This window comes from Halocatena marina (assembly GCF_023276375.1).
Classification (GTDB): domain Archaea; phylum Halobacteriota; class Halobacteria; order Halobacteriales; family Haloarculaceae; genus Halocatena; species Halocatena marina.
In genome coordinates this window covers 1,653,113-1,668,500 of the sequence record NZ_JALLPK010000001.1, presented here as the reverse complement: position 1 = coordinate 1,668,500, position 15,388 = coordinate 1,653,113, and the positions used below count along the sequence as shown (strand labels likewise).

Below are 15,388 nucleotides of genomic sequence, written 5' to 3'. Positions count from 1 at the left end.
CTCTCTCATTTCTTTCTCCATCGCTCCAATGACTCTCTTTACGAACGTCGTCTGCTCTCATACTAGCTACCATTATCGAATGTCCCGATCGTTTCATAGTCGATGGTAATTCGAGGACTGGATATGAATGATCGGATTCGTCACACTCAGTTCGTGGAAACTCCACTGGCGTCGATCGCTCAGATTGAGAACGTTTCCCGTTCGAGGAGGTGTTCTGGGCGTTCTCCGATATCGCTCTCATGGAAATATTCCCGAATGACGCCATCAGTGAGATGGTTTGCGATGGCGGCGATCGACATTCCCTGATCGAGGGCGTAGAACTTCTCTGTGAGTTCGCCGGTTTCGGCGTTCACTGAATCGTAGAATCCGTATGCTCCATCGATGCCCATCTTTCGGAGCTGTTTGACGTTCTCGATGGCAGCCTCGGGTGCATAGTCCAGTGCGAGGAACGTCGCGTGTGGCGTGACGATGGGTCCAGGAGCGTAGTGTCCGTCCCATGCTCCTTGTTCTGGCACGCCGTACGTACCGTATCCGTCGGGCGTTCCACAAGGTGAAAGGCCCCAGACGGGCCAGCCTTGTTCCCGTGCGAAATCAATCTGAACGCGCGACCAGTGGGCGTTATTCTTTCCAAATCCGTCCGTTCCGAGTTCCTGCTCTTTGATGAACAGCGAAGGCATCAGCGCCTCGAACTGCGCACCGCCCCAGCTCGGGACGTAGGCAGTCCCATTGTACTCGTAGTGGCCCTCGAACACCGTGACACCGTCGTACGTTCGGTTCTCTCCTTCAGCTGCTTGTTGGGTCCAATCGGCGTCCGGGCCGAATGTTCGGTTGGGCTGCCACCAGTGGGTGTCGGGGATGTCGCCCATCCCAATGGCGCAGTAGCTGGCAACGCGAGGCTCGCTGTTTACCATACCGTACGTCCAATCGGTCACGCCAGACTCGTAGTCGTACCCGCCCCGCAGCTGTCCGTTGTCTGGGTGATAGAACGATGAATAGTCCTGTGACGCAACGAGTGCTCGTGCACGCTCTGCAAGGTCGTCGTCGTATGCCTCTCCAACGACGACCAATGCAGCCGTCAAGTGGCCGTTATCGACGGTAGAGACGAACTTCGTTCCATCGTGGGTCTCCATCCAGGGTTGTCCAGTCCGAATGTCGTACCATCGAAGGAACAGCCCGTTCCACTTCTCGAGCGATTCGAGTGTACTGACGACAGTGTTGATTCGTCTCCGTGCCTTAGTATCAGGGACAAATCCGAGTGCTGCTGCACCGACTGTGCTGATGAGGTACATCGCGATGTTCGAGGGAGATGTCCGGTACGACCGACTCATCGAATCCCCGCCCACGTCGACGATATCATCTGGAAGCCCAATATCTGAGGTGAACTCCTCGAAGAAGCGATAGTGACGGCGGGCAATGCCGCGGAGTCGGTTCTCTCTGTGATCTCCTCCAACTGTCGGTTGATCACCCGTTTGCTCGTCCTTGTCGCTGGTCGCAATGGCAGTTCCGATGCTTGAGATCGACGCGATTCCAGTCGCGCCAATGGCTCGAAGGATGTCTCTGCGCCTGTCGCTAATAAATCTACGCTCAGTCATACGTTGATGTATCAGCTCTCAATATTTATCCCTAGATATTAAATATACGGGGTGGAATTAATGATGAGTCGAATAACGCGACTGAGACCGATCCTTCTTTCCACAATACGCTGCAGTCGAGAACGACCATGCGAAGGTTTATGGCATATGAACGAGAGTTCAGGCTAAATGAAATGGTATAACGACCGACCGGGAAAACACGAATCCAATCCATATGATGCGATAGATCTCCGTCTGGAGGTCGTCTGACGTGTCCTTTGACACCGTTCGGGTCGGTATTGTTGGTGCCGGGAACCGTGGACAACAGCATGCGAGCGAGTACGAGCGCGTTGACAGCGCGGAGATAGCGGCTGTCGCCGATATTGACGAGGAGGCAGCGACGGCACTCGCTCGTGAACACGGCACCGAGCGTGTGTACACAGACTACAGAGAGATGCTGGACGACGCCGCTATCGACGCGATTAGCGTTTGCGTCCACAATAATCTCCATGCGCCGGTTTCGATTGATGCGCTCGAAGCGGGAAAGCACGTCTTCTGTGAGAAGCCGATGGCTGGCAGTTACGCCGACGCGAGACGAATGAGTGAAGCCGCCAAAACGAACAACCGACAGCTGGGTGTCCAAAATGTTCGCTTGTTCGAGCCCGAAACAACGGCAGCGGAACGTCTCATCAGTCGTGGCAAGCTCGGAGACATTGCGTACGCTCGATCGGTGTTCAACCGTCGACGCGGTCGTCCGTATATCGACGGCTACGGAACACCGTCTTTCGTCCACGAACGAACCGCTGGTGGCGGTGCCGTCTTTGATATTGGAACCTACGTGATCGGTCGGATGCTCTTGCTCCTCGGGAATCCCCCTGTCGAGCGCATCACAGGGCAGACGTGGAACTTCACCGACGATCAGCTATCCGAAGAGATGGTTGGTGATAACGCCGACACGTACCACTCGCGCCTCGATGAAACCGATTACTCGTTGGAGGACTGCGGCGTCGGGACTGTTCGTCTCGGAGACGGAACGAGACTCGATGTTCACACAGCTTGGCACACGTACGCTCCGGATGAACCGGAGTACGTCGCCGGGAGCACCGGTAGTGTCCAACTGGACCCCTTCGAATTCCGGACGACGATTGATGATTACGAGGCCACCGTCGATCTCGATCTCGAGAACTACGAAGCCAGACATGGTCTTCTCGAAAGCGAAACAGGGTACGACATCGGCGAGCGTCTGAACCAGTTCGATCATTGGATTCAGACCCTTTGCGGTGCGGTCGATCCGGTACCGACCGGCGAAATTGCGCTTCGCTCTATGCTCATCATGGAAGGAATCTATCTCTCCGAGAAAGCGGGCCGAGAGCTTTCTGCCGAAGAAGTCGCCGAACGCTCCGAATCAACAGCGATGGAACCGTAGGGTACGAATCGTCGTATGCGGTGGTCATCCACTCGGCGGAGTCTGCGTGTATCGATGACATGAGGAAAACGACTATTACAGTTCCGCGTCTACTGATTCCGATGCTTACGCCCGGTATTCAGTTGTACTCGCTCAGAAACGTTGATGAGCCGCTGCCAACGATTCTCGATCGCGTTGCCAACGCGGGCTTCGATACTGTCGAGTTCGCGTACAGAGTGTACGAGGAGACAGACGCTGTCCGTCAAGCCATCGAACGAACAGATCTTGAAGTTGCGGGCGCACACGTCGGGATCGACCGTCTTGAGGATGATTTCGAAGCGACAGTCGATCTGTTTCGATCGTTTGGAGCTGAGACGCTGACGATACCGAGTCTCGACGCCGAGTATTTCCAATCGCGCGAAGGAATCGAATCGGCGGCAGCGCGACTGCTCGACATTGCGAACAATGCGGATGCGCACGGACTGGATCTCCTCTATCACAATCACACGCATGAGTTTGTAGACATCGACGGAACCTATGCTCTTGAACACCTCTTTGCGATGACTGGCGATCGGGTGCGACCGCAGGTCGACATTGGGCACGTGATCCGTGCTGGAGGCGATCCGTCGGCACTCCTCCGTCGTCTCGGCGACGTCCCACAAGCTCACGTCGTCGACGCGAACACAGAAACCGGCGAACTCACACGAATCGGTGACGGTGATGTCGATCTCGCTGCGATAACTAGTGTCCTCCGAGATGTCGGTTGCGCGTGTCTACTGTACGAGCACGAGGATACCGATCTCGAAGATACGGCCGCGAACCTTCGTCGGCTCTGCTCAGAATAGTGTTTCCGAGACACCGCGTTGTTGATCTAAACAATGTCGCCGTGGTGGCTCACGGGATTGCCGCCGATTCCGTCGATTAGGATGCTGGCTGTTCTATGGATTTTCGACCGTGAAAGAGCACAGCGTTTCGATTGAATCTGTTGGCACTCGCACTAATAGTGACATAAAATATTCTTGTCTGCTCTAGTCACTAGTAGAGTATCGATCGAGTCCAACTAATTTCGAACAAAAGAGAGGAATTACCATATCAAAACTTTTGAATTCATGGTTGATTGATTATTCAAATGCGATCAATATTCCGTGATAAACAATTCGATATCGATATCAATCCAGTTTTCACAGGTGAGAATAACGATTTAGACGGTAGATTCAACGATAGATACGAGATGTTACGAAATCAACGTCTTTGGGACGGTACTGACAGAAGTAACGTTTGGGTTCCGAGCTACTCACATGTTGTGTCCTATATAACACGGACAAATCTCCTTTGATTATACATATATCATTGTACTATTGTGTGAGGATTTTAACTACTCTGCTTTTGTCACTGGTGATATGTATCGGTGTGAGAATATAGAATGTGTATGGGTAGGAAGTGAATAGGCATTCGACAGAGACGGATTACGTCGTGGAAACTGTAATTGATAGATCGATATGATCCGTCTGTACTGTGAGTGGGTGTTCGACTTTCCACGACCTAGGAGTGATTTTCAGCGACTAGTCTCCCCACGGCCGCTGGTCTCTCTCATCGTCACTCTCGTCGTTCTCGTCAGTGAAAACAAAGTCATTCTTGTCAGCTTCCTCGTCAGTAAACACAAAATCACCAGTATCGTTGGAAAGGCCGCCATCGGCGCTGGTACTGTCTTCAGCACGCGACTTTCGATTGTTGCTGGCTCGATTATCTGTTCCCCAACTGTCATTTTGTCTCTTCGCAGCGCCCCAGCTGCTTTTGTCCGTTTGTCTGCTGGGCGATGTTTGTTTATTGTCTGTGTTACGTTTTGATGCCCGGACGATTTGCCATCCCAATCCGAAACAGACGAGAAGGACCCCGAATCCGACACAGAGCAGCCCGATAGTGCTATCGAGACCACCGCCCAGTGCTTGAAATATGAGCATATTAGCCGTAGTGAGCGGTGTCGTCGTGTTCTCCCGCACGACCACTACGTTCGTGTTTTCCGCGGCTTGTCTCTGTTGTAACTGTGCCGCTCTCAATGGGTCTCGGATCTTTCACGAGAGAGTGGATTGAGTAAAATTCCGACATCATGAGTGAAAGACAATGCGTGTTGGTCACAGCGATCACGTCCTGATCGTTACAAGCATTTTGGACGATCCAGTGAAAGTATATCGGTTCGCCGAAGCGCTAGTCTGACGATACGATACCGGCTGTTCACATTCAACTGACTCGATCATCGTGCTGACCGAAAGAGACAGACGTTGTCATCATTTCATTCGTCTTCGAGACGGGAGTATTGTCACAATCCAATACCTCAATCAGGCACCTACAATGAATTATACTATTAAAATATTGACCACAATAATGAACGTTCAGTTCCTCCACCAACACCTCGAATAGGTAATTTCGAATATTTGTCGACGATCCATAACATAGTGTAGAGATCTATTCGAGGCGAGTTCGCAGCAGTCGTGATCGATGATACACACGAAGTCGAACACACCGATTACAAGTGGCTGAACTACGGGGCGTCCAAATCGATGTCATCGAAGGTGGCGTCCGAGAATCCGTACCTCTCGCGTGCCGCTTCGGTGGACACCTTCCCGAGTTTAATGTCACGTGCGATCGCCTCCGGATCCCGTTCCTCAGGCTCGCCGTATCCACCGGCTCCGGGCGTACGGATACTCACGACAGATCCCGGCGTGAGTTCTCGGACGACCTTCCCAGGGAGGCGCTCTCGGTCGCTATCGCTCGTACTCGTGCCCTCGTCGAGACCGTTTTCGAACAGATACGCGACACCAGATCCTCCTTCGGACCCCCCCGCAAGTCCGTACGGTTCGTGACGATGTCGATCGGCAAGCAAACTGAACGCCGCACTGTGCTTGCGCACACCAATATCTCGTCGAAGACCAAGTCCACCGCGAAACTCGCCTGCTCCGCCGGAATTGTTGCGCAGTTCATAGCGCATCACCCGCAGCGGATAGACCGTTTCGAGCACCTCAACCGGCGTGTTCATCGTGTTACTCATGTGAACATGGACACCATCCATTCCGTCAATCCCCGCCCGCCCACCAAAACCACCACCTTGTGTCTCGTAGAATGCGTATGGGGAATCATCACGGGGATCAGTTCCTCCGAACGTGACGTTGTTCATCGTTCCCTGACAGCCCGCGAGAACGCGCTCTGTGGCGGCGTCTGCAAGCGCGCCGAGCACCACGTCGGTGATCCGCTGGGAGGTCTCTAAATTCCCACCGACAACCGCCGCTGGCGGCTCGGGATTCACGATCGTTCCAGCAGGTGCTGAGATATCGATCGGTCGATAGCAGCCGTGGTTCGGTGGAATATCAGGGTCGGTGACGCAGCGAACCGCATAATACGTCGCAGAGGCAGTCACAGCAAAGACCGCGTTCACCGGTCCTGCGGTCTGTTCGGCTGTTCCATCGAAATCGACCATGATCGAATCATCATCGATCGTCACTGTCGTGGCGACAGGAAGATCCGTCGCTCCGCGCCCGTCGTCGTCGAGGACATCTTCGAACGAGTAGATCCCATCGGGTAGCGACTCGATTTCGGCGCGCATTCGTCGCTCCGAGTAGTCTTTGATCTCCTCAAGTGCTGCTGTTAGGAGCGTTGTTCCGTACTTTTCGGTGAGCGCTTCGAAACGCTGACGGCCGGTCTCGTTCGCAGCCTCCTGTGCCCGCAGGTCTCCACGGCGCTCATCAGGCGTGCGAACATTCGCACGGATCATCTCCATGGCAGTGTCGTTCGGCTCGCCCCCTTCATACAGTTTGATTGGCGGGATCCGAAGCCCTTCTTGATAGATTTCGGTCGAGTCGGCAGCGACGCTTCCCGCCCGCGAACCTCCGATGTCCGCGTGGTGGGCGCGGTTTGCCGCATAGGCGACGACTCGCTCTTTGACGAATACTGGTGTGACGAGCGTTAGATCTGGGAGATGCGCCCCGCCTCGAAACGGATCATTGAGTAGAATTGCGTCCCCTGGTTCAAGCGTCTCTGGTGGGTATCGCTCGATGGCAGCCGCAACCGAGAAAGGCATTGCACCGAGATGAACCGGCATATTCTCGGCTTGACTGATCATCTCTCCATCAGCGTCGAAGAGCGCACACGAGCAGTCTCGTCGTTCTTTGATGTTCGGTGAATACCCGGTCCGGATTAGGTTCGCGTTCATCTCTTCTGTGATCGCTTCACAGGCGTTGCGAACAATTTCGAGCGTTACCGGATCAATTGTGGGCGTCCCATCGGTTGTGGTCTCTGAATCAGTCATCGGGGAACACCTCCACGAGTACGTTTCCGTACCCATCAACGCGGGCGCGTTGGTTTGGAGGGATGACGACGGTGCTTTCGGATCCTTCGAGAATCGCCGGGCCCGAAACGTCAGCTTCAATCGGCAACTTGGTCCGATCGTAGATCCGCGTCTCGTGAGCGTTGCCGTCGTAGATCACCTTACGGATCTCCTTGCATGCGTCCACAAGAGAGTCATCCGAACCTCCAGCTGTAAGATCCGGTTGGGTAACGAGACCACGCGCACGTAGTCGGACTGTTACGAGTTCGATGGGTTCTTCGGGATATGCGTGACCGTAGCGCTGCTCGTGGTGTGCGTGGAACGTCTCACGGACAGCATCGAGGCTCGCCTCGTCGAGCTCGTTCCCCGCTGGCACCGAAAGCTCGAACGACTGACCGGCGTATCGAAGATCAAGCGTGCGCTCGAATCGCTTCTCGTCGGCTAATCGCCCCTCCTCGGACAGCCGGTCGTGACCGCGTTCCTCGAAGTCTTCAAATATCTGTTCGAGTTCCGTGGGGGTGACATCAGCGAGCGGTCGAACGCGCGAGGTGCTGTAGTCGTACAGCACGTCGCTCACGAGCAATCCGAGGGCAGAGAGGACGCCAGCCGTACGAGGGATAATGACCTGTGGGATTTCGAGCTCACAAGCGATCTCGCAGGCGTGGAGCGGTCCTGCTCCTCCGAACGCGACGAGACCAAACTCGCGTGGATCGTGACCACGCTCGACCGAGACGACGCGGAGCGCTCGTTGCATGTTCGCGTTTGCAACATCGACGATTCCCTGAGCTGTCTCTTCGATAGTCTGTCCCAGCGAATCAGCGAGCTTCTGTTCAGTCATCCGACGAACGTCTTCGGTTTCGGCGTCGAGTTCACCCGAGAGGAACTCACTCGGGTTGAGCCGCCCTAAGAGTAGTTGCGCATCGGTGACCGTCGGTTCCGTGCCACCACGTCCATAGCAGATCGGTCCTGGATCGGCACCCGCAGAGCGTGGTCCGACCCTGAGTGCCCCACCCGGATCGATCCAAGCGATCGATCCGCCGCCAGATCCGATCGTATGGACATCGATCATCGGCACACCGATCGGATACTCACCGATCTCGACGTCGGTCGAAACGAGTGGATCGCCTCCTTCAACGAGCGATACATCACAAGAGGTGCCGCCCATGTCCATCGTGATCACATCCGAGAACCCACACCGCTCGGCAATCGCAGTCGCGCCTTGCACTCCAGCAGCAGGACCGGAGAGGAGCGTTCGCACCGCTCGCTCGCGGGCGGTATCAGCAGCGATAATCCCACCGTTTGACTGCATGATCGTGAGTTCAGTATCGATGCCTGCGGTGGCTGTCTCGGCTTCGAGATTGCCGATATAACGAGCCATCACCGGTTTGAGTGCGGCGTTCATCGCCGTGACAAGAGTCCGTTCGTACTCTCTGATCTCGGGAAGCACATCACTCGAAAGCGAGTACGTCAGATCGAGTCCAGTCTCCTGTAACAACTCACGCACCCGTTTCTCGTGAGCAGCGTTCTCAAACGAGAAGAGTAGGGCCACCGCTATGCTCTCGACTTCCGACGCTGTGAGTCGCTCTGCGATGGCCTGCACGCTCTCCTCGTCGAGAGCGGTGAGAACCTGTCCTCGTTCGTCGAGGCGTTCGGTCACTTCGAATCGCCGATCACGGGGAACGAACGGCGTCGGTTTCTCAGCCTGAAAATCGTAGATATCGGGGCGGGCTTGTCGACCGATCTCGAGAACGTCTCGAAAGCCTGCTGTCGTCACAAGAGCGGTTTCGGCCCACGTCTGTTCGAGCACGGCGTTCGTTGCTACTGTCGTGCCGTGTCCGAGAAAAGAGACTGAATCGAACTCCCAGCCCTCGCGTTCACATGCTTTTTCGAGCCCGTCCATGACTCCATTCTCGGGAGCATCCGGTGTCGATGGCGTCTTCGTTACCTCTATTCGGCCGTCTCGAACCGTCACGATGTCAGTGAACGTGCCGCCGATGTCTACACCCACACGAACTGTGTCATTCGAATTCATATCTGGATCTGTACTTGTACTAGTATCAGTGTCTGTATCATTACTAATTCCACTCATAGCCAGTGATTCGACGTACTGCTACAGCGTTCGAAATCTTGTCAGTCATAATCAGTCATCGTTGCCCACGGCTGTTCCGTCATCAGTTTCCCAGCCACGAGTAACTGCATAATTGATGTAGCCTTGGGTCCGCTTACGGGCTTCAGCCGAAACCCCTTCGACAGCGAGACTAACCACGATAAAAACGACGCTGTTGCTGATGAGACCGTAGAAGCCGCTGACGAATCCGGGGAAGCCGCTCGGTAGCGTGAGGATTCCGAATTCGAGGGCCGAGGTGACGAGCACTCCAACGACAAAGCCACTGAGTGCCCCTTCGCGTGATGCTTCGTTCCAGTACAACGCGCCGATGAGCAACGGGAAGATCTGGGCTGCTCCATAGAACGTGACCGCCGTGAGAAGAATAATAAACTCGAACTGCTGAATCGCGATCACGTACGAGATCAATCCAAGTACGGGGACGATCATCTGAGCGAACCGAGTAACCGTCTGCTCGTCCACATCCGCACCAGCGAATGGCTGGTACCAATCGCGGGTAATGAGCGCCGACACCGCGTGCAGCTGTGAATCAGCCGTGCTCATCGCAGCCGCAACAGCCCCGGCAACGACGATCGAGGCGAACCACGTCGGCGTGAATTGATAGAGAACGGATGGAATCGCCGCATCAGGCCGTGCGAGATCGGGAAACGCCGCCACTGCACCGAGTCCCAGAAACGCTGTCGGGAGATAGAACAGAATGAGATACGCGGTGCCGAACGCTGCAACCCATTTCAACACCCGCGGAGAACGCGCCGAGACGAATCGGAGGAAGATGTGTGGCGTCATCGCCACGCCAATTCCAGTCATGACAGCAAACGATACATAGAACGCAGGAGTGATCGCACCAGTCGGGCCGGGAAGGGTGACGTACGCACTGAACTCTCGCACGATCTCCGTCCAGAATGCCTGTGGTCCTCGATAGGCCGTGAAAACGAAGAACCAGCCAGCGATCCACATCGCACCGAACATGAACACGCCTTGAACAGCGTCCGTCCACGCGACTGCACGCAACCCACCGAGCCAGACGTAGAGCACGCCGACGAGCAAGAAGAGTGCTGCACCGACCTCGAAGCTCAAGACACCCTGCGTAGCAGTCTCGAAGATGATGCCGCTGCCGATCATCTGTGTTGCAATATACGGGAATGTAAAGACGATCAGTGCGAGACTCACCAGTTTTGCCAAGAGTGGTGATTCGTAGAAGTCCCCAAGCAGATCCGATGGCGTGATGTATCCGTATTTTTTCCCGAGCAACCAGACACGCGATCCAACGACCCACAGAATGATTCCAGAGATTGAGAGATAAAACGTAGAGATACTGAAAATGCCGATTCCATTGGCGTAAATGAATCCACCGATTCCGAGGAATGCAAACGCAGAGTGATAGGAGGCAGCGAATGTAAAGAGCAACACCGCAATCCCGAGGCCGCGGTCAGCAGCCATCCAGTCGTCGACGTTGAGTTTGCCAACCTGCCAGCCACGATACCCGATCGCGAGAATGATGATGAGATAGACGCCGATCGTTGCGAGCGCGATCATTGCTTGTGTCGACACCATCAGCGCTGTCCCTCCGTTGCTGTCTCATCGCGTCTGGACTGCGTCACGACGCCTTCAGTTCCACGCAACTCAGGCGGTACTTGATCTTCTGTCAGTGCAAGCGCATCGTTCCACGCTGCCCATATTAACACGATAGAGATGAGAACTCCCCAGCAAACGGTCCACAGATACAGCAGATCGGTCCCGAAGACGATCGTTGGTAGATCCATCCAGAAAATGATCGGGGGATTCATCCCAAGCGTAAACACCACAAAAATTGTTGTTGTGATCTTCCTCGGACGAGACGTTGGGTGTTCCATGCTATGCCATGTTTTAACACTATATTAAATGTTATGTGCCTATCTGGTCGTAAAGAGCGTACACGAAGCTTCCTCCTAGCGAAATTAATAAAATTATGATATCATTCACACGACGCAATTCGTCTCAATAGGGGAATGTCAACTGATGGATTCAAAACGCTAATCAGGCATCGCAGACATTCCGATCTATGGCCTATAACATCGAGCGGTACCTCAACATCCGGAGTGCAAGCGGGCCATCGTTCGGTCCCGACGGACAGCTCGCTTTCATGATGGATACGACTGGTGTCCCGCAAGTGTGGCAACTCGACGACTCGCAGGCGTGGCCGGATCAGCTTTCCTTTCACGAGGAGGCTATCGGATTCGCTTCCTACTCACCGACGCGCGACGAACTTGTTTTCGGCATGGACGAAGGCGGAAACGAGCGCAGGCAGTTGTTCCGTCTCGCTGGTGATGGGAGTGAGGAGGTGAACCTCACTCAACACCCTGACGCCATCCACCAGTGGGGTGGGTGGAGTCACGACGGCGAGCAATTCGCGTTCACTGCCAACCGCCGGGACGAGGCAAACTTCGATGCCTACGTTCAGCACCGGTCGGAGACGGGAGGAGACGCCGAACTCGTCTTCGACGGTCAGGAAAAGGACTGGCTGTCTGTCGGAGGGTGGAGCCCGGACGACACACGCCTCATTATCCACGAATCACACTCGAATCGCGATCACGACCTCTACTGTCTCGATCTCGAATCCGAGGAGACGACACATCTCACCGACGAGTATGATGGCGTCCGATACGGATCGGTTGCGTGGGGTCCCGACGGAGACGTTCTCTACGTCACGACCGACCGACTGTCCGACACGCTCGAACTCGCCGAACTCGACCCAAAAACGGGTGAACTCACTGTCGCATACGATGGCGGTGATTGGAACGTTTCGGGTATCGGGATTGATCACGATTCGCGGACACTCGCTGTCATTCGCAACGTCGAGGGGTACAGTGACCTCTCGCTGTTCGAACTCGACGCCAACCGCGAACAGCAGCCACTCCCAGCACCCGCACTCCCTGACGGCGTCATCGTCGGCCTTTCGTTCGGGCCTGACGCCGATGAGATCGCGGTTGCCGTCTCTGCACCGACAGAAAACGCAAACGTCCACGTTTTCGACCGTGACACCGGCGAGGACGCGCGATGGACTGACGCTTCGACGGCTGGCATCCCGAAAGAGCTGTTCCGGTCTCCCGATCTCGTCCACTTTGAGTCGTTTGACGATCTCGAAATTCCGGCGTTCCTCACCGTTCCCGACGGCGATGGATCATTCCCGGTTATCGTCGACATCCACGGCGGTCCGGAATCTCAGCGCCGACCATCCTTTCGCTCTCTTCGCCAGTACTTCATCGACAACGGCTACGCTGTCTTCGAACCGAACGTCCGCGGTTCTGCAGGATACGGCCGCGAGTACATGAATCTCGATAACGTCGAAAAGCGGATGGATTCCGTCGCAGATATCGAGGCGGGTGTAGACTGGTTGACTGATCGTCCAGAGATAGATGGTGACCGCGCTGTCGCTTTCGGTGGCTCTTACGGTGGATTCATGGTGCTCGCTGCACTGACTGAATACCCCGACCGCTGGGCTGCGGGTGTCGATATGGTCGGCATCGCAAACTTTGTCACCTTCTTAGAGAACACTGGAGAATGGCGACGAGAGCACCGTGAAGCAGAGTACGGCTCACTGGATGATCGGGACTTTCTCCAAAATATTTCACCGATTAACTCGATCGAAAATATCCGTGCACCCCTTCTTGTCCTCCACGGCGCGAACGACCCGCGCGTTCCTGTCGGTGAAGCTGAGCAGATTACCGACGAAGCGAGCGAACACGTTCCGACAGAGAAAGTCATCTTCGAAGACGAGGGACACGGATTCAGCAAGCTCGAAAACCGAATCACAGCGTACGGAACAGTCGTCGAATTTCTCGAAGAGCACGTCTGAACGAACCATCCAGAGATGGCTGTCAATGGCCGTGGCCGCCGTATCGATCGGTCTTTCTATACTGGACAGCACGACGACCATCGTTCATCCGATATCGATTGCTGGGATCACTGATGATCCGAACGCGCTTGAGGCGATCCCTACCGAGGGTCGGTCGTGAGAAACGCATCTTGATGGATGACCAACAGTATCAGTTTTTCTTACTGAGGAAGTAACAGGATCGAATTAGCCCTCTGACTGGGTACTCACACGATATTACGGGGTGTTAGGACAGAATACAGTGAGTTTGGATACGGTGATCGCATCGTCAGCCAGTACTTTCATATCGAAGGGAAGAGCAGTCTTTCGCAACTGTTGGTCAGACAGAAGTCGAAAGTCATGTCAGAAGTCCTATCAAGAGTGTGCAGTTCTGATGACGCCACGATAACACAGCTTATCGATCGCAGTCGGTGCGATATTTTTACAGCAACTGATGTCACGTTCGCAAACGAAACAGCGCAGTCGAGACGTCTCGTGGATACTGCGACTCAGAACGCTGCATTCGTCGAACAGCGATGGATCGAATTCAACGATGCCCGCATCAGCTCGATGGTCTCTGTGATGCTGTACGTTTGGCCTCTCTTGGTCTCTACCAGAACGCTCGACCTCGTCGATTGGGTCGTACGCGCGGGCTGGACAGGCGTCGGTGGAGACGACTCTCCTCGCATCTTGCACCGAGTGTGTGGCTATTTTTGGGAGGATGATCGGCAGTATGCGTCATAGTCGATGGCTATCGCGGTTGTCTTTCCGGCGATGGTTGGATCGCCTTTGCTTTATTGGTATATCTGGCTGGATATTCGCCCACGAACTACTGCGAGGGTTGGCAATCATAACCGTCCGTCTCGACTTGATCGTGGTGAGTATTATTGTCGTCACGCTGCAGGCAGTCGTCTCGGCTGTTACATTCACCGGTGTTATACTGTTGTCTGGGATACTGTTCCTCGCGCAGATCCTCAACCATCACGACAGAGACGAACGCACTGATGTCTCGGACCCCCGATCGATAACGGCGATCGTTCCCGTCTACAGAGATGCTGATATCCTCAATGTGAGCGTCTCTAGTCTGGTGGAATCGACGGTGCCTGTTAGCGTCTGTATCGTGTGCGAACCTGACGATCAAGCGAGTATTCAACGGGCGAGAACGCTTGCGGCTGCAACCGACGCTGATGTCGAGTGCCGTATCAATACGCGCTATTCTGGATCGAAGGCTGATGCTATCAATTTCGCTATCGAGACAACCGAGTCGGACTATATTGCTGTCTTCGATGCCGACGAATCCGTTCATCCACAGTTTCTCCGGAGTGCAGCGGCTACACTTGAGGAGTGTGATATCGTACAGGGACGGACGGTTCCCCGCACAACTGGTATCATAGAGACGATCGCGTATTATGAATCCATTCTGTTGAGTTACACCGGACGACGATTGCTCTATTATTTCACCGAATTTCGAATGGCTGCCAGTCGAGCCGTTGTCATGCACCGAAGCTCCGTCGAGGCGACCGGAGGTTACGATCCGACGATGCTCACGGAAGATTACGCTTTCGCGTATCAATGTTACAAACAAGGCCTCGATGTACGAGAAATGACGCAGTATCCGTCCACGATTGAAGCTGCTCATACAGTCGGCGATTGGTGGGGGCAGCGCAAACGATGGATGAGTGGCTACGCCCAAGTGTTTCATGCGCTGCTTCGTGAGAGTCTCCCTCCACAGAATCGTCGTGACCTGCTGAGTCTGGGAATTTGTTTGAGCACCGTTGCCGGAAATATCCTGCTTCTCTCACTCACATCGAAGTTCATGGTGTTATTTATCGTCAGTGCCGAAACAGTAGTCCTTCTCCCAGTCGTCACGGTGGTTGGGATCACCGGTCTCATACGATGTGTCGACTACTCCAATGGGACGGTTGAGCGGGTGGGCTGGGGGTGGCTGTTGACGCCGATCATTTTCCCGCTCTATGGTCTCGTAGCGACGAAAGCATTGACCGAGTACGTGATCAGTTGGACTGGAGAGTGGTATCACGTCGAGAAAACGCACTAATGCGGACAGCAGAAAACGCACAGCGGACCCAACCCCTGCTGGTCAGTCTACTCGTTTCGA

The 15,388-nt window shown here is 54.7% G+C and carries 12 protein-coding genes; 6 read left to right on the top strand and 6 right to left on the bottom strand.

Annotated elements, in window-relative coordinates; all coding sequences use genetic code 11:
- Positions 1-179: 179 nt before the first annotated feature.
- On the bottom strand, positions 180-1,592 hold the full coding sequence (locus MW898_RS07570) for a glucoamylase family protein (protein ID WP_248905919.1): 1,413 nt from the start codon (positions 1,590-1,592) through the stop codon (positions 180-182).
- 250 nt (positions 1,593-1,842) lie between these two features.
- Between MW898_RS07570 and MW898_RS07565 the strand changes: the two genes are divergently transcribed.
- On the top strand, positions 1,843-2,997 hold the full coding sequence (locus MW898_RS07565; RefSeq protein WP_248905918.1) for a Gfo/Idh/MocA family protein: 1,155 nt from the start codon (positions 1,843-1,845) through the stop codon (positions 2,995-2,997).
- A gap of 101 nt (positions 2,998-3,098) precedes the next feature.
- Positions 3,099-3,821, top strand: a complete 723-nt coding sequence (locus MW898_RS07560; RefSeq protein WP_248905917.1) for a sugar phosphate isomerase/epimerase family protein — start codon at positions 3,099-3,101, stop codon at positions 3,819-3,821.
- A 717-nt stretch (positions 3,822-4,538) separates the two neighbouring features.
- On the opposite strand, the gene MW898_RS07555 is transcribed toward MW898_RS07560, so the two are convergent.
- The 5 genes from MW898_RS07555 to MW898_RS07535 all read right to left on the bottom strand — a co-directional run bounded on the left by MW898_RS07555 (position 4,539) and on the right by MW898_RS07535 (position 11,272).
- On the bottom strand, positions 4,539-4,976 hold the full coding sequence (locus MW898_RS07555; RefSeq protein ID WP_248905916.1) for a hypothetical protein: 438 nt from the start codon (positions 4,974-4,976) through the stop codon (positions 4,539-4,541).
- A 539-nt stretch (positions 4,977-5,515) separates the two neighbouring features.
- The gene (locus MW898_RS07550) at positions 5,516-7,276 is read right to left on the bottom strand and encodes a hydantoinase B/oxoprolinase family protein (protein WP_248905915.1); all 1,761 of its coding nucleotides are present in this window, start codon (positions 7,274-7,276) and stop codon (positions 5,516-5,518) included.
- On the bottom strand, positions 7,269-9,326 hold the full coding sequence (locus MW898_RS07545; protein WP_248905914.1) for a hydantoinase/oxoprolinase family protein: 2,058 nt from the start codon (positions 9,324-9,326) through the stop codon (positions 7,269-7,271). The genes MW898_RS07550 and MW898_RS07545 overlap by 8 nt, the downstream gene beginning before the upstream one ends.
- A 108-nt stretch (positions 9,327-9,434) precedes the next feature.
- Positions 9,435-10,973 (bottom strand): sodium:solute symporter family protein, encoded by a 1,539-nt coding sequence (locus MW898_RS07540; RefSeq protein ID WP_248905912.1) that lies wholly within the window; start codon positions 10,971-10,973, stop codon positions 9,435-9,437.
- Entirely contained in the window at positions 10,973-11,272 is a 300-nt protein-coding gene (locus tag MW898_RS07535) for a hypothetical protein (RefSeq protein ID WP_248905910.1), read from the bottom strand. The genes MW898_RS07540 and MW898_RS07535 overlap by 1 nt, the downstream gene beginning before the upstream one ends.
- 188 nt (positions 11,273-11,460) lie before the next feature.
- Here MW898_RS07535 and MW898_RS07530 point away from each other — a divergent pair, with 188 nt between their 5' ends.
- From MW898_RS07530 to MW898_RS07520, 4 genes are all read left to right on the top strand, one after another.
- Entirely contained in the window at positions 11,461-13,254 is a 1,794-nt protein-coding gene (locus MW898_RS07530) for a S9 family peptidase (protein WP_248905908.1), read from the top strand.
- 25 nt (positions 13,255-13,279) lie between these two features.
- Positions 13,280-13,414 carry a hypothetical protein gene (locus tag MW898_RS25585; RefSeq protein WP_264383136.1) on the top strand — a complete coding sequence of 45 codons (135 nt, stop codon included), beginning with the start codon at positions 13,280-13,282 and terminating at the stop codon, positions 13,412-13,414.
- A gap of 353 nt (positions 13,415-13,767) precedes the next feature.
- Complete coding sequence (locus MW898_RS07525) at positions 13,768-14,016, top strand: hypothetical protein (RefSeq protein ID WP_248905906.1); 249 nt, start codon at positions 13,768-13,770, stop codon at positions 14,014-14,016.
- 133 nt (positions 14,017-14,149) lie between these two features.
- Positions 14,150-15,328: a glycosyltransferase family 2 protein gene (locus tag MW898_RS07520; protein ID WP_248905902.1), complete on the top strand. Its 1,179-nt coding sequence runs from the start codon at positions 14,150-14,152 to the stop codon at positions 15,326-15,328.
- Positions 15,329-15,388: the final 60 nt, after the last annotated feature.